Below are 21793 nucleotides of genomic sequence, written 5' to 3'. Positions count from 1 at the left end.
GGAAAATTTATGTTACCATTTCGCAAAATCACACTGGAAGACAAAGCGGAGGTAGAGCGCCACGCGACGATGATCCCCACGCATTTATGCGAACACTGCTTTGTTGACCTTTACATTTGGAAGGATCATTACAACACGGAAATCTGCTTCCATAACGGCTTTTTATTGGTGCGGTGCACTTCGTTCCCGGATGGTATCCCGATGTACCTTGCGCCGGTCGGTGAGGGGGACTTTGCTGCAGAAGTCGCGCAACTCCAGCAGGATGCCGCCGAACGCGGTGTGGATTTCCTGATGACGTCTATTTCAGAAGAAATGCTGCCATCCTATCAAAACGTTTTTGCAGATACGTTCGATTTTGTCACAAGCGAAGACGCGGCGGATTACATCTATCTGAGTGAAAAGCTGCAAACCCTGTCTGGCAAGAAGCTGCAATCCAAGCGGAACCTCGTGAACCGCTTTCAGGCCGCTTATGAAGGCCGGTGGGAATATATCCCGATCACCCCAGACAATACCGAGCAGGCCTATGCGTTCCACCTCAAATGGTGCGAGCAAAACGGCTGCATGCGGAACCAGTCCTTTATGGGTGAGACTTGCGCCATAAAGCTGGCGCTTGACAGCTTTTCTGCGCTTGACCTGCGCGGCGGCATGCTTCTTCTGGATGGGGAAACGATTGCATTTACACTGGGTTGCCGCGCGCGCGAAGACCTATTCGTCGTACAGATTGAAAAGGCAGACCATGAGATTGCCGGTGCGTACCAGATGATTAACCAGCAATTCGTTTTGGCAAATTGCACAGGCGTACAATATGTGAACCGCGAAGAGGATTTGGGGCTGGAAGGCTTGCGCAAGGCAAAAAGGTCATATTATCCAGTTTTCTATGGGCAAAAATATACTGCAATCCCCAAAGGGGCGAAAACCTTATGATCCGTTTTGCACACGCGCAGGACTATCCTGAAATCAGGCGGCTTTGGGAACGTTGCTTTCCTGACAGCAGCGGCTTTAACCCGTATTTTTTTGAGTATGTGTTCCAGCCGGGACAGGCTTTGCTGCTTGAACAGGATCATACGCTCTGTGCAATGCTGCAAATGCTGCCTTATCAGCTTCATACGGTTGCTGGGACAGAACAAGCGACTTATATATATGGCGCATGTACCGCGCCGGAAGCGCGGAAACGCGGCTACATGGCGCAGCTTTTAGAGCGCTCTTTCATGCTGGATCAGGAAGCCGGGCGCGCAGCGTCTATCTTGATCCCGCAAGAGGAGTGGCTATTTGGGTTTTACCAAAAGTATGGATACGAACGTACTTTTTATGTGAAGGATCAGGACGTTGCGGCTTGTGGTATTGCTATGCCTCCGGCGGTCAAGTCACGGCCGCTTACCTGTGATGATATCCCCGTGCTGGATGAACTTTACCGCAGGGCAACCGGCAACGCAGGCTGTGCGGTTTTACGCACTCCGATGCAGTGGCAGCGGCAGATCGAAATGTTCCAGGCGTTAGGGCTCGGCGCTTACGCACTGCATATCGGCCACGAAATGAAGGCCTATGCGTTTGTCTGGGAGACGGAAACTGGGGCTTGGGCACAGGAACTGCTTGCGGATGACGCAGAAAGTGAAATAAACTTGTGCGGCATACTCTGCCGGGAACTGGACAAGCCCAACATGCGCATTACCAAGGTAGGGATGCAAACCGCCCTTGGCTGTGCGAAATTTTATGATAACCGCCCTGTAACGCAGGGATATATCAACCTTATGTTCAACTAAGGAGGAATTACACATGATTTACCTAATGCTGGCCGATGGATTTGAAGAAGTAGAGGCTATGGCGCCGGTCGATGTGCTCCGCCGCGCGGGAGCCGATTTAAAAACGGTCGGTGTCACCGGCAGAATGGTTACCGGCGCGCACGGCGTGCCGATGCAGGCGGACTGCACGCCGGAAGAAGTGGATTTGGCCACCGCGGATATGGTGATTTTGCCCGGCGGCATGCCAGGCACCAAAAACCTATATGCCTCTGCATTTGTCCGCGATGCAATCCAGTACTGTATCGACCATGATAAGTATGTCGCGGCCATCTGTGCCGCGCCCTCCGTCGTTTTAGGCGGCATGGGGCTGCTGCAGGGGAAAGAAGCGACCTGCTACCCGGGAATGGAAGACGGTATGGCCGGCGCAAACGCACAGCCCAAGCCGTACTGCATTGCAGGCAAAATCATCACCGGGCGCGCGGCAGGCGCAGCGTTCGACTTTGCGCTTGCCCTTTGCGCGGTGCTGAAGGGTGAAGCTGTGGCGGAGCAGGTCCGCCGTGATATTGTATATGTTGGATAATGCCAAGCGCGCGCTCCGGCAGCGTATGTTGCAGGAGCGCGCAGCGCTATCCAATCTGGAACGTGAGCGGATTTCTGAAGGGATATATCGCAATCTCCTATCTGACAAGGGGCTTGCAAACAGTAAAGTGATATTCCTTTACTGCTCGACAAAAGATGAAATTGATACGGATAAAATTGCAGAATACTGCCTGTTATCCGGCAAAACCGTATGTGTTCCCAGATGCATCGGGCACGGCGTTATGTCCGCGCATGAGATTAAGTCGCTATCCGGCCTTGTGCCGGGCAAATACGGCATCCGCGAGCCAAAGCCTGACAGCAGGGTCGTCTCCCCGGATCAAATTGATCTGGTATTGGCGCCTTGCCTGTGTGCAGACCGCCGCGGTTACCGGTTGGGCTATGGCGGCGGTTACTATGACCGTTTCCTGGAAAAGACGTCTGCAACCATCGTGGCGCTTTGCGCTTCTTCACGGCTCATGCCCCTAATCCCCGCGGAAGGGCACGACTGCCGTTGCCATAAAATTGTAACAGATACGGAGGTTGTCGTTACATATGAAAAATAGGACGGCATTTTTTTCCGGTCTGGCGCTGTTCTTGTGCTTTTGCATTTTATCCGGCTCCGGCCGCATTATCCATGCACTGGAACCCATCCATTTGCTGCTGGGGATGCTGGTGGCCGAAGTGGCAGCGTTTGTAATCCCCACGCTGGTCATTAAACTGGGGGCGGGGCGGGATGACCCTGTCCGGTTCCGTACTTTCCCAAAAGTCAGTACTTCGGCCGTCCTCGGCTTTACAGTTTTTTCGGCCGTTGCGGTATCGATTGGCGTTTTGCTGATTAATTATCTTTTTTTGCAAGTGAATGCAAACCACCCGGCGACGCTGTCAAGCTTTGTTTTCCAATCCGTCAGCGGCGTGCCGGCTTTTTTGCTGCTGCTTGTTTTTATTGTGATCCCGCCGGTTTTTGAAGAGTTTTTTTTACGCGGCGCTCTTTTTTCTGCCCATGAAAAAATGGCGGGCACAGGGATGTGCATTGCCTTTTCTGGATTGTGCTTCGCCATGCTGCATGGCTCACTATCGAATTTTCTTGGGCCATTACTGGCCGGCTGCCTGTATGCATATTTAACCTATGCGTTTGACTGTGTATGGCTCGCCGTTTTGGCACATTTAATCAATAATGCCTTTTATCTGGGCGTTTCTTGGCTCAGTACCACGTACAGCGCGTTTGGGATATGGAAGTATATCCCTGGGGTCTCTGTTGTCATGCTGCTCTTTTTCGGCTATCTTTCCTTTTGCTGCCTGGAAAGCTTGCTGGTGCATGATAAAGTCCCTAAATTTAGACGTACAGAGAACCGGGGAGCCAGCCTGTTGTCGATTGTGATCAACCCGGGCTTTACAGTATTTTTATTTGCATTTATTGCGAAAGCGATTCTAGGGCTCATATAATGCGGGCCTGCCATTCATGAGGTGACAAGATGGAAAACTATACCCCCCGCGAGCCGCGCGATAACAACGCGCCTCCGGCTCGCAGGAAGCAAAAAAAGCAAAGCGGCTGTGCGGGCGCATTGCTGTATCTGGTCGTTATTTTCGGCATTGCCGCACTACTTTCAATGGTTCTGCTGTTTTCCGCAAACGATGTGTTCGCTTTTGTCAAGGATAACCGCTCCGTTACGTTGACGGTGCCGGAGGACACGACGGTAAAGGCGCTGAGCAAGGAGCTGGATCAGGAGGGCGTAATCCATTACGGCAGCCTGTTTAAATTGTTTGTGACGGTAACGGGTAAAGATACCACCGTATTGGCAGGGGATTATACCCTGAACCCCTCTATGGACTACGGCGCGATTATACGCTCGCTGCGAAACTCGACCGGGGAAAACACTGTGACGATCACGATCCCGGAAGGCTACACGATTGACCAGATCCGCGAAGCGCTGCTGAAGCACCACGTCTGCTCGGAAGAAAGCTTGGATGACGCGCTGAATACCTATCCTTTCAAGTGGGATTTCCTCAAGGGCAAAACGCCGGGGAAGAACTGGCTGGAGGGATACCTGTTCCCGGATACCTATGAGTTTTACCAGAAAAACGACAGTGCGGTGCAGGTTATCAATAAAATGCTGAACAATTTTGCGGACAAGTTTGACCAGCCGATTGCTGACGGCGCAGCTGGCCTGGGGCGCTCAATGCATGATATTGTTACGATCGCGTCCCTGGTAGAACGCGAGGCGCAAAAGGAGGACGAATTTGCTGAAATTGCAGGCGTCATCTATAACCGTCTCAACAACAGCCAGCAGTTCCCGTATCTACAGATCGATGCCACCGTTCAGTATGCGGTTGGCCATAAGGATCAGCTTACCGAAGCCGATTTGAAGGTTGACAGCCCGTATAATACCTATACCAATAAGGGCCTGCCGCCCGGCCCGATTGCAAGCCCTGGTTATACTGCGCTCTATGCGGCTTCCCATCCCGAGGACAATGGGTATTATTACTATGTAGCGATGCCGGACGGCTCCCATTTGTTTGCAAAGACCAATGCAGAGCACGAGGCTAATAAAAGGAAAGCGGCAGAAGCTTTTGAAAAGGCGAGCACACAATGATGATCAAAAAACCGGAAATCCTTTCACCGGCGGGTGACTTTGAAAAATTACGCTATGCCATCGCTTATGGCGCGGACGCGGTCTATCTGGCCGGGCGGCGTTTTGGCATGCGCGCGGCCACCGGCAATTTTGACGACGGCGAATTGCGGCAGGCCATTTCCTATGCGCACGCACGTGGGGTAAAATGCTATATTACCGTTAATATCGTCCCTTCCAATGCCGATTTGCAGCAGCTTCCGGGGTACCTCGAATTGCTGCAGGACGCGGGGGCAGACGCCCTGATCGTTGCGGACGTCGGGGTGGTCGCCATGGCCAAGCGTTACGCGCCGAAGGTGCCGCTGCACATCAGCACGCAGACGAGTATCCTAAATTATGAAGCGGCAAACTTTTGGGCGGAACTCGGTGCGGAACGGATCGTCCTTGCACGAGAACTTAGTTTGCCGGAAATTGCGGAAATCCGTGAAAAGGCCCCCAAAGCCCTGCAAATCGAAGCGTTTGTACACGGCGCAATGTGTATTTCATATTCCGGCCGTTGCCTGATCTCGCAGTATATGACCGGCCGGGACGCGAACCGCGGCGCGTGCGCGCAGCCGTGCCGTTGGAAATACAGCCTTATGGAGGAGAAGCGGCCGGGAGAGTATTTCCCTGTGGAAGAGGACGGCCGCGGGACCTACCTGTACAATTCAAAGGATATGTGCATGATCGAACATATCCCGGAGCTGGTACGGGCTGGGATCGATTCTTTTAAAATCGAAGGGCGCGCCAAAACCGCATATTATGCAGCCGGCATTACCAGCGCCTACCGCCGTGCAGTAGAAGCCTATATGCAAAACCCGGAAGGGTTTATCCTCGCGGAAGACATCCGGGCAGAGATCGGCAAGGTCAGCCACCGCAATTATTATACGGGGTTTTATTTCGGCGCCGAGGAATGCGGGCAGTTTTATGAGGACAGCCACTACATCCGCGATTGGGAAGTTACCGGGCTATGGGATTCGTGCGACGCGCAGGGCAATGCCGTATTCCGCCTGAAGAACCGCTTTTTCAGCGGTGACACGTTAGAGCTGATCCAGCCCGGCCAGGCGCCATACCGGTTCGTCGTCACGGAAATGACGGACGACGAGGGGAATCTGCTGTCCGTTGCACACCATCCGGAGATGCGCGTACACCTGAAACTGCCGTTTGAAGCTGCTCCCTACGCAATTTTGCGCAAAGAAACGGGCGAATCAATTGACAAATAGTACGTTCATGTTGTAAACTGAAAAGGTAATAAGAAAGCGATGACGAAACGAGCCGTGCACGGCAGCCAACAGCGAGAGGGGAGAGTGGAAGCCCTCGGCAATGCATGCACCGGCAGCCACTTCCGAGCCGCCCGGATAACCGGGACGCGTGATCTGCGTTAATGGATCTCTGAGATGCCCGTGAGGGGCAGATTAGGGTGGTACCGTGGAACAGAGCTTCCGCCCCTAACGTGTGTTAGGCGCGGAAGCTTTTTATTGCGCTTACAAAATTATGAAAATATATGGAGGGTCACAACATGCAATACATGGGTTTAAACGAAATCCGTGAAAAATTCCTGTCGTTTATGGAATCCAAGGGGCATTTGCGCCTGCCGAGCTTCCCCCTGATCCCGCAGGGCGACGCATCCCTGCTGCTCATCAATTCCGGTATGGCGCCGATGAAGCCGTTTTTTACCGGCGAACAGGAACCGCCGCGCCACCGTGTAACGACGTGCCAGAAGTGCATCCGCACCGGCGACATTGAAAATGTCGGCAAGACGGCGCGGCACGGCACCTTTTTTGAAATGCTGGGCAACTTTTCTTTCGGCGACTATTTCAAGCACGAGGCGATTGCCTGGAGCTGGGAATTCCTCACCTCGCCCGAATGGATGGGGATCGACGCCGACCGCCTGTACCCGTCCGTCTATGTGGACGACGACGAGGCGTTTGCGATTTGGCGTGACGAGATCGGTATCGCGCCGGAGCGTATTTTCCGCTTTGGCAAGGAAGATAATTTCTGGGAACACGGCGCCGGCCCCTGCGGCCCCTGCTCCGAAATTTACTATGACCGCGGTGAGAAATACGGCTGCGGCAAGGAAGGCTGCACCGTCGGGTGCGACTGCGACCGCTATATGGAGGTCTGGAATAACGTATTCTCGCAGTTTAATAACGATGGTCAGGGGAACTACGTTGAACTGAAGCAAAAGAACATCGATACCGGTATGGGCCTGGAGCGTCTTGCGGTCGTCGCACAGGACGTCGGTTCCCTGTTTGAGGTTGACACAGTACGCAACATCATGACGCATATTTCGGAAATCGCGGGCGTCCACTACGGCGACAGCGAAAAGACCGATGTTTCCCTGCGCGTCATCACCGACCATATTCGCTCCACCACGATGATGGTTTGCGACGGTGTGCTGCCCTCCAACGAGGGGCGCGGTTATGTGCTGCGCCGCCTGCTGCGCCGTGCGGCGCGCCACGGCAAGCTGCTTGGGATCAACCGCCCGTTCCTGTCCGAGGTTGCCAGCACCGTAATCCAGGAAAGCGGCGGCGCTTATCCGGAACTGGTCGAAAAGCAGGACTTCATCCATAAGGTTATCTCTATGGAAGAGACCAGCTTTGACAAGACCATTGACAGCGGCCTGTCCATCCTGGAAGACATGGTTGCAGCCGTTAAAGCGGAGGGCAAATCCGAGCTGCCGGCGGCCGATGCGTTCAAGCTGTACGACACCTATGGGTTCCCGATTGATTTGACGGTGGAGCTGCTGGAAGAGCAGCAGATGACGACCGACCGCGCAGGCTTCGACCAGCTCATGGAGGAGCAGCGGATCCGTGCGCGTAAGGCGCGGGAAAAGCTGGGCGACCTTGGCTGGGCTTCTGAGAACCTTGGCCTTGACAAGTCGATCAAGACCGAGTTCCTGGGCTATACGCAGCTTGCAAGCCGCGGTAAAGTGCTTGCCGTGATTGCGGACGGCGAGATTTGCGAAGACGCCGGCGCAGGCGCAAAGGTTACCGTCGTACTCGACCGCACCCCGTTTTACGCGGAAAGTGGCGGCCAGGTGCCAGACTACGGCACGCTGGCTTCTGATAACGGCTGCGTGGTTGAAGTCCGCGACGTACAGAAATCCAAAGATGGCAAGTTTATGCACTTTGGCACCGTTGCCAAGGGCGCGCTTTCCGTAGGCGACGAGGTCGAGGCTACCGTCGATGCGGAGCGCCGGCAGGCGATCTGCCGTGCGCATACGACCACGCACCTGCTGCAAAAGGCGCTTCGCACCGTCCTGGGCAGCCACGTAGAGCAGGCGGGTTCCTATACGGATGCGGACCACATCCGCTTTGACTTCACGCATTTTGCGCCGATGACGCCGGAAGAGCTGCAGCAGGTGGAAGATATGGTCAATGACGCAATCCTGGAAGGCTATGCCGTCGAAACCCGTGAAATGCCGATCGACGAGGCCAAGAAGCTTGGCGCAATGGCGCTGTTTGGTGAAAAATACGGCAGCGTGGTACGTGTCGTGCGCGCTGGCGCTTTTTCTACCGAGCTTTGCGGCGGCACCCATTTGGACAATACGGCAAAGGCCAGCGTTTTCAAAATCATCGGTGAAAACTCCGTTGCCGCCGGCGTACGCCGCATCGAGGCATTGACCGGCAAGGGCGTAATCCGCATGTTTAATGAAAAGCAGGCCATGATCGCGGACACGGCCAAGGCGCTCAAAACCTCCCCGGCGGAACTACTGCAGAAGGTCGAGCAGATGATGGGCGATATGCGTGAAATGGCCAAGAACGTGGATAAGCTGAGCGCGCGCATCGCAAACATGCAGCTTCTCGACCTGTTTAACCTGTCCACGGATATCAAGGGCGTCAATGTCATTGCCGCGAAGCTGGACGACGTGACCGTCGATACGCTGCGCGCCATGGGCGACAGCATCAAGGAGCGCGCACCCAAAATGGTCGCCGTACTCTCTACGGTTACGGCGGAAGGCAAGATTAACTTCCTGTGCGTGTGCGGCGAAGAAGCGGTCAAAAAGGGCGCGCATGCCGGAAAGATCATCAAGGAAGTCGCCAAAATGTGCGGTGGCGGCGGCGGCGGCCGGCCTGACAGCGCAACCGCGGGCGGCAAGGATGTATCGAAGCTGGAAGAGGCGATCGAGGCGGTCAACAACATCGTGGATGCCCAGCTCAGCTGATAAATTATACGGACTTTGAAGGAGGCAACTGGTATGGAAGACTGTATTTTTTGTAAAATTGCAGCAAAGGAAATTCCCTCCAAGGCGCTCTATGAGGACGGGCAGGTATATGCCTTCTACGACCTTGACCCGCAGGCGCCGACGCATTTTCTCGTGATCCCAAAGCAGCATATTGCCAGCGCTTTGGAGGTTACGGCAGAAAACAGCGCCGTTGTCGGGCACTGCTATGAAGTGATCGCTGCGCTTGCAAAACAGCTGGGGTTTGACAGCTACCGTGTCGTCACAAATTGCGGGGAATCGGCGGGGCAAAGCGTATTCCATCTGCATTTCCATGTGCTTGCCGGCCGGGATATGACCTGGCCTCCGGGATAAATATGATAAAAGGGGGGCGGCGGCAGCGCTGCCCTTCTTTTATCCTCCGGAAGGCGCCCGGAAAGGGGGAAGGCATGTGAAGCGTCCTGTTATCCCGTTTGCAGCCAGTTTTGCAGCGGCAGTCTGGGCCGCGCTGCATAATGGCGTATTGGCATTGCTTCAGGAATATTGGCTGCTTAGCGTATCCGCAGCAGCGCTGATAGCCTTATGCTGCTTTGCCATCAGGAAGATCCGTGCCGTGGGCAGTATCCTATGCGCCGGCGCGATCCTTGGATTGTTGTTTTCGGGCGCTTATACGCACTTTTTAGTGCGCCCTGTGGCAGGGCTGGATGGGAAAACCTTTCCCATAACCGCTACGGTGGAGGATTATGCGCAGGTTTATGAGGAAAATCAGCGCGTCCAGGTCTCATTTTCCGCAAAGGACGCGGGTATTACCGGTTTTCATCCCCGGATCCATACTTTGCTGTACGTCCCGCTGACCGATACACCGCTCGTTCCCGGTGACCGGATTACAGCTACCGTCGACTTTTACACCCCTACGGTGCTGGATGGGTTTGCGCGGAAGGAATATTATGACGCAAACGGCTTTTACATTTTGGGTTCAGTCAAGGATGATATCGGGGATACTGGGGAATTGCCTGCGTTTTCGGTTGAAAAGGCGACGCGCGCCCCGATCTGGTCTTATCCGGTGCGCATGGCGGCGCGGATCAAATCAAATATTTCACAGTTCCTGCCTACACGGGAAGCGGGGTTCCTGACGGCCGTTTTACTCGGCGATAAAAGCGGCCTGCAGGATACCGACCAGCAGGCGATGAAAAAAGCCGGGCTGTCGCATGCAACAGCCGTTTCCGGCATGCATATTGGCTTTCTGGTAGGTTTTTTCTACTTACTTTTTGGCCGGAAGTTTGGCACCATTTTTTCGATTGCCGCGATCCTCATCTTCATCCCAATGGCCGGCGCATCGCCTTCGGTCATACGCGCCGGCATCATGTATTTGATGGCCGCAATTGGCTTTTGCCTCGGCAAAGAGAGCGATGGCCTCAATGCGTTGTGCCTGGCATTGCTTGTGTTGCTGCTTGCCAATCCCTATGCGGTAGGCAGCGTCAGCCTTCAGCTATCGTTTGCGGCTTCCCTTGGGTTGATCCTGTTCAGCCGCAGGATCAAAATATGGGTGATGCAGCCCCTCCAAAAGCTGCCGCGTTGGTTCAAAAAGGTGGCAGGGTTTATCGCGGATGGCCTGATCTGCTCTGTCTGTGCACTTTGTTTTACGGCGCCCGTCCTGTTTTCTGCATTCGGATATGTTTCCCTCTTGGCGCCGATCGCTAATCTTTTAACAGTCGGTATCATAGGCGTCGTATTTGTCCTTGGGTTGGTCACGGCCGCCGTTTTCAGCGTATGCCCGCCACTTTCTATTTTGGCTGCCAACATCCTGACACCCTGTATTGATTATATTTTAGGGATTGCATATCGGGTATCCGCGATCCCATTCGGGTTGGTGTATTGGGACAACCTATATGGTAAACTGGCACTACTGTGCTGTTTTGCCGCCCTTATCTTGATTGCGGTGCAGCCGAAGCGGATCAAAATGTGGCTTGCCTTATCGCCGGTATGTGCTATACTGGTAGTGCTTTGTATACTGGGCGTCCATGCGGAAGCACATACGGCTACAATTTCCTTTTTGCCCAGTGGTTTCGGGCAGACAATCCTGCTTGCCGACGGGCAGCGGGACGGGTTCGACCCCATTTTAATCGATTGCAGCGCCAGCGGCCACCGCGATGCGGCATTGGCTACGCAGTCCTGGCTGGAATGGCGGTGCATGGATAACATCGATACGTTGGTGCTTACCGCGGTTGACAAGACCCATGCGCGAAGCGTGCCAGAACTCCTGCAAAACGTCCCGGTAGGCCGGATTATTATCCCGCAGAATGTCAGGGAAAGCGAAATTTCCGCCCAGATACAGGAGACGGCTGCGCAGGAAGGTGTCCCCATCCTGACTTGGGACGCCGACGGGGAACAGCCGCTCCCTACGTGCGGCGATAGCTTTCAAATCTACCTTTCTGCCGCAGTTGACCGGAAGCTGGTTGTCCGGATTCAGGCAGGGGAGGAAGATATCCTCGTGCTGCATAGCTTGACACAAAAAATGCTGCAAGCACTTTTAGATAAGCAACCTTTGCAGGCGGAAACCATTGTTTTGTCGGAAAGCAACTTAAGCGACGCACGAATGGTATATGACGCCATGGATATCTTGCAGCCGCAGACAGTTATTTTGCAATCAGGCTATTCTACGTTAGATACGCTATGCCGGAAACCGGTTCGCAACACCATGCTGGAAGGGGAAATCACCTTCCGCATCCGGCAGGCCACGGCCAAGGAGTGATAGTATGCCCACAAAAGTTACGGCAGATGGGCTTGCCCAGCTGAAAAAAGGGATTAAAGACGGCGGGATAGGCAATCTATATGTGTTTTACGGTCCGGAGTCTTATTTAAAAGAATATTACCTGCAGGAAGTGATAAAGCTTTTGGTCGACGACACGTTCCGCATGTTCAATCTGGAGGTTTTTGAGGGCAAGGCCTTGACACCGGAACTCCTATCAAATGCGATCGAAGGCTGTCCCGCCATGGCAGAGCGAAAAGTCGTCGTTGTGAAAGACTTTGACTTATACAAACCGCCGGCGGGCATGCAGGAAGCCTTGCCGATGCTCCTAACAGATTTGCCGGAGTACATCTGTCTGATTTTTTATTATGATATCCTGGAACTAAAGCAGGACAAACGTCTGAAAATCCATACGCTCCTTAGCAAAAACGCCTGTTTTGTGGAGTTTTCAGAACGCAGCGAACGCGAACTGATTGATTGGGTGCGTAGGCGTTTCCGGGCGTTGGGGAAGGGGATCGACGACGAAACCTGCTCTTATTTCCTGTTCCTGTGCGGCCACTCCATGACACAGCTCATTACGGAAACGGAAAAAGCCGCCGCCTTTTCAACCCTTGAGTATATTACACAGTATCATATCGATTCCGTTTGCACGCGCGTCCTGGACGCCGTCATATTTGACCTGACGGATGCGATTGCCGATCGTTCCTTTTCTAAAGCAATCAGTATTTTTGAGGATTTAATTGCACAAAAAAATGACGAAATCCAGATATTTTCTTCCATCATGCGGCATTTGCAGCGTTTGTATGCGGCCAAGCTGGCCAGCCAGGCGCATAATGGCGAACGGATCCTCCTGGAAATTTCGGGTACCCGCTCTTCCTACTATGCACGGAAGCTGATTGGCGCAGCGCGCGGACTTTCACTGGGCTGGCTTCGCAAAGCAATCCTTTCCGCTGCGGAAACAGATGCAGCACTGAAAAGCTCCAGTGCGGACAAACAAAAATTAGTGGAATTTATGTTGCTCAATATGGCGACCGGTTTTGAGGGATAAGGGGAAAATGATAAGGATACAAGAAGCAATTGTTGTAGAAGGCCGTTATGATGTAAATACTATCCGGCAGCTTGTGGATACAGTCGTACTGGAAACCGGCGGGTTCCGTATCTTCAGCGACCAGGAACGTTTGGCAATGATCCGCCGGATTGCAGCGGTACGCGGGATCCTGATCCTAACGGACAGCGACGGCGCGGGCTTCGTCATACGGAACTTTTTAAGGGGTGCAGTACCGCAAGATCAAGTAAAGCATGCCTATATCCCTGATATATTGGGAAAAGAGCGGCGGAAGCGGAAAGGCTCGGCTGAGGGGAAGCTCGGCGTGGAAGGGATGCCGCAGGAAATCCTTTTACGTTCACTTCGCCAAGCCGGGGCTACATTTTTAGAAGGGGACACGCCGATTGCGGGGCCGCAAGCGCTGCACCCGCAAATTATAAAAGCGGATTTATATGCCCTCGGCCTATCCGGGACACAAAATTCCAACTACAGGCGGAAAGCACTGCTGCGCAAAATGGAACTTCCGGAGCATTTGTCCAGCAACGCTTTGCTTGATTTTTTGAACGCTGTTTCCAATTTGGATGAAGTAAAAAAATATCTTTGTGAAATTGATAACACAGCATTGACAGGGGAAGCGTAAAATACTATAATAAGACCATAAAATAATATTCTGTTTCAGGGCGGAGTGAAAGTCTCCACCGGCAGTGAAAAAGCCGATAGCGCTTTTAAGTCTGCGAGCCATTTGGCACGATAGGGTTAGAATCCCAACCGACGGTTATAGTCCGGATGAAAGAAACAGATGTACTTTGTTGCGCATCTGTGCCCACAGACAATGTCTGTGGGTTTTCTTTTTCCAAAACAGAATCCAATACGTTTGGAGGAGAAATTATGAGCCACACGAAGAAAATAACATTTACTGCGATTTTTGCAGCGATCGCCGCGGTTTTAATGTTTTATGAATTTCCATTACCGTTTATGCCGCCGTTTTTAAAAGTCGATTTGAGCGGTGCAGTTATTTTGATCGGTGCATTTATTTTTGGACCGATGCCAGCGCTTTCTATGGCGCTTATTAAAGACCTGATCCATCTGTTATCCAGCCAGACCGGCGGTTCCGGTGAACTTGCGGATTTCCTCATGACGGCTACGCTCGTCCTTGTGGCGTTATTCGTGTACCGTCGCAGACAGACAAAGGGCGGCGCAATTGCAGGCTGCGCAATGGGGACTGTCGCAATGTCCATTATGGGAATGATCACAAACCAGTTTATCATCATTCCGTTTTATTCTTTGACCATGCCGATCGATCAGATTATAGAAGCCTGCGGACAGATTAATCCGTTGATTGGCAATTTAAATGGTTATCTGTTGTTCGGCGTATTGCCGTTTAATTTGATCAAAGGTGCGGTGCTTTCTGTTATCACTGTAATCATCTATCAAAAACTTGGCAGCTTTATCCGAAATATGCATGTTTCCGCACCGCAAAAAAGCCATTAACCTTAAAACAATAAGAACCCGCACAACAGATGTGCGGGTTCTTATTTGCCTCTCTTATTATACAAAATATTTATTTTGCTTAATTGGCTATGCTGCCGGATTCCGTCCCTTTGGCCAGCCCCGCCGCCGTCCGGGACTGCATCCGGCAGCATGTACCTTACGCGGCGCCGAGTAAGCAAAATAACCGTTGTTGTTCTGTTCGCTTCCCACATCACCCGGTAATATTCCTGGCAACGAAAATAGCAGCAAGCACAGAAATAACCACAGCAGCAACAGAAGCAGCTTTCATGCAAAAATGGAGCAAGCCGCCATAACGGATACCGGAGCTCTCCATAGCACCAAGCAGGATAATAAAAAAGACCTTTACAGTAAGGTGCAATAAGCAGCTTACCGCCACAACAACCGCCAAGCCGTTAAGGACATCCGGACGCATAATTAAATCGAAACCCATATTTTACACCCTTTCAAATCATTTCTTCCTGAGAGCCGCCCAGCGGTTCAAACCCTGGATGCTCCGGGAACTCTACACCATTGGTGTCTTCCAATTCTACAAACTTTTCAACCGGGATACCCTTGCCATACCATAAAATTTGTGATAATATGTCCTTGTAATCAATTTCATCCGGTTTTAAGACCAGGGACGCTTTTACGAGAAGCGTCTCTATTTTTTTACGCATTTTTCGCCCCAGCATTTTCACATACTCCGGATGCTCCAAACATGAAAGGCACAATACCTTTTCCGTACCGTCGATATCATCACCCAAGCTATCCAGAACAAAAACATTCGGGAAAAGCCGTTTAAACTCCTGATATGTACAATTTGAATACGACATTGTAAGTTCAACACGGGTTAAAGGGTAATCCAGTTTGCTTTCAATCTGCTTGTTATATATCTTTACATTCCCATGAGCATGCCCAACACCCAAATACTCGGTAAACTCCTCGCCACCATAATGCTTCATAGTATAGTTCCGCCTATCCATCAGCACATGAACCGAACTACGGGAATACGGGATATCAATCGCCACATCAAACTGCTTAAAATCAATATACTTGCAGTTTGCGATCAACCGGCAGTAGAACACATCAAACTGCGGACTTTTACCAACCTTCGCCGGATTAAATTCCAGCTTACAGGTTGTCCAATACTCATTCGGCGCTTCGCGGTTTGGCTGAATACCCCAATACCATGAATTATCTTCATCCGTATGGATTGTAAGATTCTCATGGTAATCTGAAATACGATACCCGAGCCGGTCTCCGGCCAGAACCCCATATTTACTACCTGAACCCAAACGGAGATAATGCTGCAGATCAGCGACCGTCGAAGACCGGACACGCATTAACATGATAAGCTTGTCCAAGGTATAAACACCCCTCAAACCAGCACCCCCTAAAATCAGATTTTTATAACTTTTTTAGCCTTTAAGCCAAAGGGCACATAAACCGCCGTACTGGGTTGTAGGTGTACTAAAGTACATGTCATAGCCCCTGTCTAGAGAAGGGGGCTCCCCCTCTGCCCTGCCCCTTCCCTGCTTTTTCAATCCTGAACTTTTTCGCCCTTTTGAGAAAACGCGGTGCAGCCACTTCCCACGGCCTTACCGGGACGGAAAGCCGCCCCGGCAAAGAGAGCACCTACAGCACCGGCAGCCCTCATTCGCTGGTCACATCCCGCCAACGCCAAAATACACGGTCACATATCCATGCCCAAAGGTCGTCGTCTATCTCTTCATCTAAAATCTCGTCGCCGTATTCAAACACAGCTATTTCATGCCCCCAAGTTGTATTCACTTGAAACTCAATCTTACGCATAAGCACAAACCGTCCTTTCTCAAATGCTCCACGTAAATACTTGCCTCCTCGCAGCCTACGGTCGACAAGCTCCCTTCGGCTCTCGGCGCGAGCACCTGCGCCACAAGCCGCCGCTACGGCACGCCTACGGCGATAGGAGAGCAACAACACGGCCAGAGCCTTCACCGCCCCGCAGGGCGGCTCAGGACGCGCCTGGGAGACGCTCAGGCATTCGGGTGCCCTCCCGCTGCGCGGGCCCCTCCCCGCCCGCCTGAGCGTCTTCTGTGGCGAACAGCGCGTAACTGTCGTACAGCTTCGCGATCTTAGGGCGGTAAACGAGCACCTGGCTACCAAGCTTCATGTTCTGCCCATACCACTTCTCTACTGCGAGGAAGCAGGTAAACGGGAGGAATGCGAAAAAGCCATTGTTCACCTTCAGGTGTTTTACATCGTATTCAATAAGGCACCGGATTTGCCGGTCGAGCATCCGGTCGAACTGGGCGACCAAGATAAAATTAAACCCCAGCTTCCGGTGCTGGGAGAAGAACTTAATCCACTCCATGCGCTTATTGCTACCGCTATTCCAGTCCCGGCTATTGAACAGACATTGCGCTTCATCCAAGATCACCAGCGTCTGACCCTCCACACCAAAAGCATGGCGCGCCCGGGCATAGGAGATCAACCGCTCAATTGTTACATCCGGATTATCCCAATACTCGAACCGGTCGGCCAAGGCCGAGGGGACGCTCAAGGGGAAATTAGCGATTACCCGGTTCCGCTCCTTGCGCCGGAGCTTGTCCAGAGCATCCTTCACCGCATGGTACGATTTGCCCGAACCGGGCGTACCGCTGTACAGGTAAATCACATTATCACCTCACTCTATCGCCTTGACCCACCGGGCGATAACGGCAATTGCGTAGTACAGGGCGACCGCTACAAGCCACGCTTCGGCCATTGCCAAGAACTCATAAACCGGCAGGAAATAATTAATTTTAGCTATCAGGTCGCCGAACCATGTCCCCTGCACCCACTGGAACGGGGAATCCGGGAATAATATGCATATCGCATTGAGCACGGTCACCACAGCGTTTAGGAGCAGCTGCACAAAGCTTGCGAGACCTGCAAACATAATCCATCACCTACCACTTAATCAGGTCACGTGTCCGCATGACCAAAATGAACCCGAACCAGATACAGGCCGCATACCGGAAGAACGCCAGCGGTACGGCAAACGGCGAAAGATCAACCGTGTGATGCACCTGCAAATAGTCCGTATCAATATCAATTTGCAGCTGGTAGCCCGCAGCGGTCGCCGCAAAGAGCCGCACGGCATTCACGAAATCAAACGGTATGCAAAACGGGAATTTCTGTAGGACAATAAGGTTTTTAAAGCCGTCGAAATCCAGCTTAAAATTAGACGGGCTATCGAAGAAAGCACCGATTGCCCCGGCGATCGAGGTTATGCCGTCCGCTATCCCCTGCAATATCCCCTTGAGGAAATCCCACAAGCCCTGTAATATCCCCGGTATACTGGTTGGGGTATCGGGTACATCAACGGGCGGGTTATCCGGAATATCACTTTCCCATGTACCATCTTTCACCTTATCCAAATCAACCGGCGTATCAACCGGAAAGGTTTGCAACTTTTCGTCTGGAATGTCCGGATAATAAACGCCTTCCTGTACCAACGGGATATCAAATTCACCCGTAACAGCATCGGGTAACGGTATATACATAGGGAAATCGGGAGGATCAACGACTAACGGAGGTGTAGCCGGGTATACATCACAAGCACCGCCAATAGTAATAAATTCATCCCAAAGATGCTTACCAAGATTAATAGGATACGGAACTACTTGCCAGTCAATAACATATTCCCCATCACGGAAAATCTGATCCATATAAATGGCTTCAAGATAAACCCAACGACCATCTGGGAAAGTGCCACCAGTAGTAACCCCGGCAAAACCCATCTGTTTTATATTCATATACTTTGCAGAGCCAAAACGGGTCTCTTTGTAAAATTCACCATCTTTAAAAAATGTGGCCACATAATCGCCATACTTATCAGGAGAATAAACAATATCAAAAGTATAAGTATGACCTTCAACGGTATAAGAACTAAACGGACGGAAAGGAAGCCGAAAGCTTCCCGACTCGGGAAGATCAGACACCTTAACAATATCAGACACTTCAGCGTCGATAACAAAACCGACATCTTCCGAAGACCAAAACGAACTTACAAAATCCACCACCTGCGCCCGCACCTTATCAGATAGCCGGATAACCTGCTCTTTCGTCCAATCAAGCGTAGCAACCGTTTGATTTATATAAGCCTTGAAGTCAGCCCCGGCACGCTTCCAGAGATTCCATGCACATTCAGTAAGCATTTCAATACGAAGCCACAGCCGACGATCAGCACCGCAACCACCGCGACCGCAGCGTCGTCAATGACCAGAACAGCCCGAGCTTCTAAGTATGTATGTGCCGGCGCGGCGATCGCCACCATGATAGCGAGCAGCACCACCAGCACACGGAGCAGCAGCGGCCGACGCGGACGGGCGACTGCCTGCACTAATCCTTCCATGGGAACAACCCTCCCTAGTAAGATAAAAATAGGGGGGCATTTGCCCTCCCCTTTCCGGCAAATTACTTTGCCATACCCTTAAATTTGTTCCAGAGCAGCTTCGACCCAAAGAACACGACACCGAGCGCCACGGCCAGGCCGATAACGGTCACCGCATCAGCCTGGAGACTGGTGGACGCAGACTGGATAGCGGAAACGATAGCAGAGGAATCACCCTCGGCAAGCATCAAAAACGGCATAACGCTTTCTCCTTTCCTACAGATTTTTGAACATATTTAAAGCATTCCGGGCGAAAAACCCGAAAAGCATAAATATCAAATCCGCCGTGAGCACTGTACCGAAAATCGCTGTAAATACATCAACCACCGTTACACCACCCTAATATCGCACGAGCAAAACCATGCGCAAGAATCGCCGCGATCAATACGACCAGCAGCACATTGCAGGTATCAAAGGCCGAGTGGATCTCCGTCAGCTCCGCAAGGCACTTATCTCCAACGGTTTCGGCAGCAACTTCTTCCATCTGCTCCGGCGTAGGAATAGGCTCCGCACCGGCCAACTGAAAAAGCACCAGCGAATCATTCTGCATCACTTCCCTGCCTTTTCGGAATTCGGGGAAACCAACGCCGACTGGAACGGCTTAAACGGCTGGACATACTCCAGTGATTTTAAATGCAGAACAGGCCGCCCTTTGCCATCAGCCCGAATAGAGAACGTAGCGTTATAATCTGCCGGGAGGTTGATAATAGAATCATAGTCCCCCAGCGGCAAGGATGCCGACAGCAGCCGCACACCCTTTGCGTTCTGTTCCGTTTCACTATCCCAGGACTCTACATACCGAACTTTACACCCCTGTACTGCATGTCCGTCCTTCTCGTCCTTAAAACTAGGCTCTCAGACAGTACTGTTACCACACTGTTAAACGCCATCCTGTCTAACTCATTTAAAAATTAGCATGTTAATTCTGTTCTACATCTCATGCTATTAAATGTTAAATATTGCTTGTCAACAGATTTGATCAAATTTTAAAAATATGATAAAATAACCCAAAGGAAGTGTGCAAATTGAAAACAAGGCTAGAAGCTAGAGCAGAAAAATGCACGTTAAAAATAGCTAATCAACGTTTAAAATCCATACGAAGGAATGAACGAAATGCAACCTATAGCAATACTTTGCATTATTATAATTCTTGCAATAATATTATTGTTTATAAAAATACACGCCGACCCACACAAGCACTTTAAAAACGCGAAAAAAGAGATTCAAAAGTTAATTTTAGACGCCGAACACAATAAATGGCATGACGAACCGCAAAAAGGAATCATGCAAGCAAGCTTTTTTAAAGGTCGCGTATTATTGCTACATCAAAAGGGATTAATTACGGACGAAGAATTAGAAGAACTAAATCAAGCTGCGAATTACATGAAACAATATATTAAAACAACCGATCACACCGAAAAATATATATACAAAAGATAAAAGACTAGGCTCCCCCTAGTCCTTTTTTATGCCAACACACCGGAACCCATTTCACTTAATTGAATATATTGGATATCCGACGAATGCTCCGGAAACCCTACGTCAACACATCAATCATTAGATAAGATAAAAACTTCAATATATTTTTAGACAGCACTTGACAGTTCGTATCTTTTTCCTTATAATGAAAATACATACGATAAAAGCAATGACAGAGGAAAGTAAGCGTATCAAAAGTGGTTTTCAGGGAGTGCCTGCCAAGACTGTAAGCGGGCGTAGCTACTGGTTTGCTGAAGTTCCCTCTTGAGCTGCAGGACTGAAATGTTACAAGTAGGTTCCGCCGGTGTTCCTCCGTTACAAGGATAGGATATAAAATTTTATTGTATCCGATTAAGTGCGGCGATTTGCGCCGAAGCTGGGTGGTACCGCGGAACTGTTTGTCTTTCGTCCCTTTCTTAAGGACGGAGGACTTTTTTTATAGCCTTTCTCCTGGCTGGACAAATAATTCTTTCATAAAAAGGAGTAAAGACGTATGATTATTATCATGAAAAGCGGAACCACGAGGGAGCATGTAGCTGACTTGTCAACATGGCTGGAAAAGTTCAATGTGCAGGCCAAACCCATTTTTGGCGCCGATACGATCGTTGTCGGCCTGGTTGGGGATACCGCTTCTGTGGATAAGGACGCCCTCTTGCGTGACCCGCAGGTGGAAAACATCATCAAGGTGCAGGAACCGTTCAAGCTTGCAAACCGCAAATTCCACCCGGATGATACGGTCGTAACAATCGGTGATTCTGTCAAAATCGGCGGAAATAAAGTTGTGGTGATGGCCGGGCCTTGCTCTGTGGAATCGCATGACCAGATCGTTGACGTTGCGCGCCATGTTAAGGCCGAAGGCGCCACTGTTTTACGTGGCGGCGCCTGGAAGCCCCGCTCTTCCCCGTATTCTTTCCAGGGGCTAAAGGCGGAAGGCCTTGACCTTCTGCATGAAGCGAGCATGGATACCGGCCTGCCGGTTGTAACGGAGATTACCAACCCTGCGCATATTGATCTTTTCATGGAAAAGTGCGATTGCTTCCAGGTCGGCGCACGCAATATGCAAAACTTTGAGCTGCTTAAGGAACTTGGGCAGACACGCAAGCCGGTATTGCTCAAGCGCGGCTTTGCAAATACCATTGAGGAATTCCTAATGTCTGCCGAGTATCTGATGGCTGGCGGCAACAATAACGTCATCCTTTGCGAGCGTGGTATCCGCACATATGAAACCTATACCCGCAACACGCTGGATATCTCCGCCGTCCCGGTGTTGAAGCGCCTTTCGCACCTGCCGGTCGTCGTCGACCCCTCCCATGCTGCGGGCATTTACTGGATGGTTGAGCCGCTGGCGATGTCTGCAATTGCAGCCGGTGCAGATGGACTCATTATCGAGGTGCATAACGATCCGGCACATGCGATGTCGGACGGCGCGCAGTCCCTCACCTACCATTCTTTTGCGGAAACAATGGGGAAACTCCGTTCCATTGCGGCGGCCGTCGGCAAAGAAATCTAAAAGATTGACAAAG

Annotated in this window: 24 protein-coding genes, 1 riboswitch and 1 other annotated feature; of the genes, 15 read left to right on the top strand and 9 right to left on the bottom strand. The window is 51.5% G+C overall.

Annotated features, from left to right (window positions below):
• Positions 1–9: 9 nt before the first annotated feature.
• The 13 genes from CZ203_RS10925 to CZ203_RS10865 all read left to right on the top strand — a co-directional run bounded on the left by CZ203_RS10925 (position 10) and on the right by CZ203_RS10865 (position 14374).
• Positions 10–924 carry a DUF2156 domain-containing protein gene (locus tag CZ203_RS10925; RefSeq protein WP_087066130.1) on the top strand — a complete coding sequence of 305 codons (915 nt, stop codon included), beginning with the start codon at positions 10–12 and terminating at the stop codon, positions 922–924.
• Entirely contained in the window at positions 921–1760 is an 840-nt protein-coding gene (locus CZ203_RS10920; protein ID WP_087066129.1) for a GNAT family N-acetyltransferase, read from the top strand. The genes CZ203_RS10925 and CZ203_RS10920 overlap by 4 nt, the downstream gene beginning before the upstream one ends.
• A 13-nt stretch (positions 1761–1773) precedes the next feature.
• Positions 1774–2319, top strand: coding sequence for a DJ-1 family glyoxalase III (locus CZ203_RS10915; RefSeq protein ID WP_087066128.1), 546 nt, complete (start codon positions 1774–1776; stop codon positions 2317–2319).
• Positions 2297–2881 carry a 5-formyltetrahydrofolate cyclo-ligase gene (locus tag CZ203_RS10910; RefSeq protein ID WP_143436194.1) on the top strand — a complete coding sequence of 195 codons (585 nt, stop codon included), beginning with the start codon at positions 2297–2299 and terminating at the stop codon, positions 2879–2881. Before CZ203_RS10915 ends, CZ203_RS10910 begins: the two co-directional genes overlap by 23 nt.
• Positions 2871–3761, top strand: coding sequence for a CPBP family intramembrane glutamic endopeptidase (locus CZ203_RS10905; protein WP_087066126.1), 891 nt, complete (start codon positions 2871–2873; stop codon positions 3759–3761). The genes CZ203_RS10910 and CZ203_RS10905 overlap by 11 nt, the downstream gene beginning before the upstream one ends.
• 29 nt (positions 3762–3790) lie before the next feature.
• Complete coding sequence (gene mltG, locus CZ203_RS10900; RefSeq protein ID WP_087066125.1) at positions 3791–4909, top strand: endolytic transglycosylase MltG; 1119 nt, start codon at positions 3791–3793, stop codon at positions 4907–4909.
• A complete protein-coding gene (locus CZ203_RS10895; RefSeq protein ID WP_200809472.1) occupies positions 4906–6147 on the top strand; it encodes a peptidase U32 family protein in 1242 nt (413 codons plus the stop codon). Before mltG ends, CZ203_RS10895 begins: the two co-directional genes overlap by 4 nt.
• Positions 6148–6443: 296 nt before the next feature.
• Positions 6444–9092 (top strand): alanine--tRNA ligase, encoded by a 2649-nt coding sequence (alaS, locus tag CZ203_RS10890; RefSeq protein WP_087066124.1) that lies wholly within the window; start codon positions 6444–6446, stop codon positions 9090–9092.
• Between the two features lie 33 nt (positions 9093–9125).
• A complete protein-coding gene (locus CZ203_RS10885) occupies positions 9126–9464 on the top strand; it encodes a histidine triad nucleotide-binding protein (protein ID WP_087066123.1) in 339 nt (112 codons plus the stop codon).
• A gap of 76 nt (positions 9465–9540) precedes the next feature.
• On the top strand, positions 9541–11841 hold the full coding sequence (locus tag CZ203_RS10880) for a ComEC/Rec2 family competence protein (protein WP_087066122.1): 2301 nt from the start codon (positions 9541–9543) through the stop codon (positions 11839–11841).
• A gap of 4 nt (positions 11842–11845) precedes the next feature.
• Positions 11846–12886 (top strand): DNA polymerase III subunit delta, encoded by a 1041-nt coding sequence (holA, locus tag CZ203_RS10875; RefSeq protein WP_087066121.1) that lies wholly within the window; start codon positions 11846–11848, stop codon positions 12884–12886.
• A gap of 7 nt (positions 12887–12893) precedes the next feature.
• Positions 12894–13523: a toprim domain-containing protein gene (locus CZ203_RS10870; RefSeq protein WP_087066120.1), complete on the top strand. Its 630-nt coding sequence runs from the start codon at positions 12894–12896 to the stop codon at positions 13521–13523.
• A 27-nt stretch (positions 13524–13550) separates the two neighbouring features.
• Positions 13551–13685: riboswitch (FMN riboswitch) on the top strand.
• Between the two features lie 86 nt (positions 13686–13771).
• Complete coding sequence (locus tag CZ203_RS10865; RefSeq protein ID WP_087066119.1) at positions 13772–14374, top strand: ECF transporter S component; 603 nt, start codon at positions 13772–13774, stop codon at positions 14372–14374.
• A gap of 211 nt (positions 14375–14585) precedes the next feature.
• Here CZ203_RS10865 and CZ203_RS10860 read toward each other — a convergent pair whose 3' ends face one another.
• The 9 genes from CZ203_RS10860 to CZ203_RS10825 all read right to left on the bottom strand — a co-directional run bounded on the left by CZ203_RS10860 (position 14586) and on the right by CZ203_RS10825 (position 19344).
• Positions 14586–14825, bottom strand: a complete 240-nt coding sequence (locus tag CZ203_RS10860; RefSeq protein WP_087066118.1) for a hypothetical protein — start codon at positions 14823–14825, stop codon at positions 14586–14588.
• Positions 14826–14838: 13 nt separating this feature from the next.
• Complete coding sequence (locus CZ203_RS10855; RefSeq protein WP_143436193.1) at positions 14839–15738, bottom strand: hypothetical protein; 900 nt, start codon at positions 15736–15738, stop codon at positions 14839–14841.
• Positions 15739–16027: 289 nt separating this feature from the next.
• Positions 16028–16186 (bottom strand): hypothetical protein, encoded by a 159-nt coding sequence (locus tag CZ203_RS14770; RefSeq protein WP_159456485.1) that lies wholly within the window; start codon positions 16184–16186, stop codon positions 16028–16030.
• A gap of 181 nt (positions 16187–16367) precedes the next feature.
• A complete protein-coding gene (locus CZ203_RS10850; protein WP_087066116.1) occupies positions 16368–17030 on the bottom strand; it encodes a zonular occludens toxin domain-containing protein in 663 nt (220 codons plus the stop codon).
• 9 nt (positions 17031–17039) lie between these two features.
• Positions 17040–17294 carry a hypothetical protein gene (locus CZ203_RS10845; RefSeq protein ID WP_087066115.1) on the bottom strand — a complete coding sequence of 85 codons (255 nt, stop codon included), beginning with the start codon at positions 17292–17294 and terminating at the stop codon, positions 17040–17042.
• 10 nt (positions 17295–17304) lie between these two features.
• Entirely contained in the window at positions 17305–18555 is a 1251-nt protein-coding gene (locus CZ203_RS10840) for a hypothetical protein (RefSeq protein WP_143436192.1), read from the bottom strand.
• The gene (locus CZ203_RS10830) at positions 18492–18752 is read right to left on the bottom strand and encodes a hypothetical protein (protein WP_087066112.1); all 261 of its coding nucleotides are present in this window, start codon (positions 18750–18752) and stop codon (positions 18492–18494) included. Before CZ203_RS10830 ends, CZ203_RS10840 begins: the two co-directional genes overlap by 64 nt.
• A gap of 62 nt (positions 18753–18814) precedes the next feature.
• Positions 18815–18991 (bottom strand): hypothetical protein, encoded by a 177-nt coding sequence (locus CZ203_RS14765; RefSeq protein WP_159456484.1) that lies wholly within the window; start codon positions 18989–18991, stop codon positions 18815–18817.
• 119 nt (positions 18992–19110) lie between these two features.
• The gene (locus tag CZ203_RS10825; protein ID WP_159456483.1) at positions 19111–19344 is read right to left on the bottom strand and encodes a hypothetical protein; all 234 of its coding nucleotides are present in this window, start codon (positions 19342–19344) and stop codon (positions 19111–19113) included.
• 560 nt (positions 19345–19904) lie between these two features.
• On the opposite strand from CZ203_RS10825, the gene CZ203_RS10820 reads away from it, so the two are divergent.
• Both CZ203_RS10820 and aroF read left to right on the top strand, forming a co-directional pair.
• Positions 19905–20231: a hypothetical protein gene (locus CZ203_RS10820; RefSeq protein WP_087066110.1), complete on the top strand. Its 327-nt coding sequence runs from the start codon at positions 19905–19907 to the stop codon at positions 20229–20231.
• Between the two features lie 199 nt (positions 20232–20430).
• Positions 20431–20686 (top strand) — a binding site (T-box leader).
• Positions 20687–20763: 77 nt separating this feature from the next.
• Positions 20764–21780: a 3-deoxy-7-phosphoheptulonate synthase gene (gene aroF / locus CZ203_RS10815; protein ID WP_087066109.1), complete on the top strand. Its 1017-nt coding sequence runs from the start codon at positions 20764–20766 to the stop codon at positions 21778–21780.
• The last annotated feature ends 13 nt before the right edge of the window (positions 21781–21793 follow it).

The organism is Intestinibacillus massiliensis, assembly GCF_900155735.1.
GTDB lineage: Bacteria > Bacillota > Clostridia > Oscillospirales > Butyricicoccaceae > Intestinibacillus > Intestinibacillus massiliensis.
This window is presented reverse-complemented; position numbering and strand designations above follow the sequence as displayed.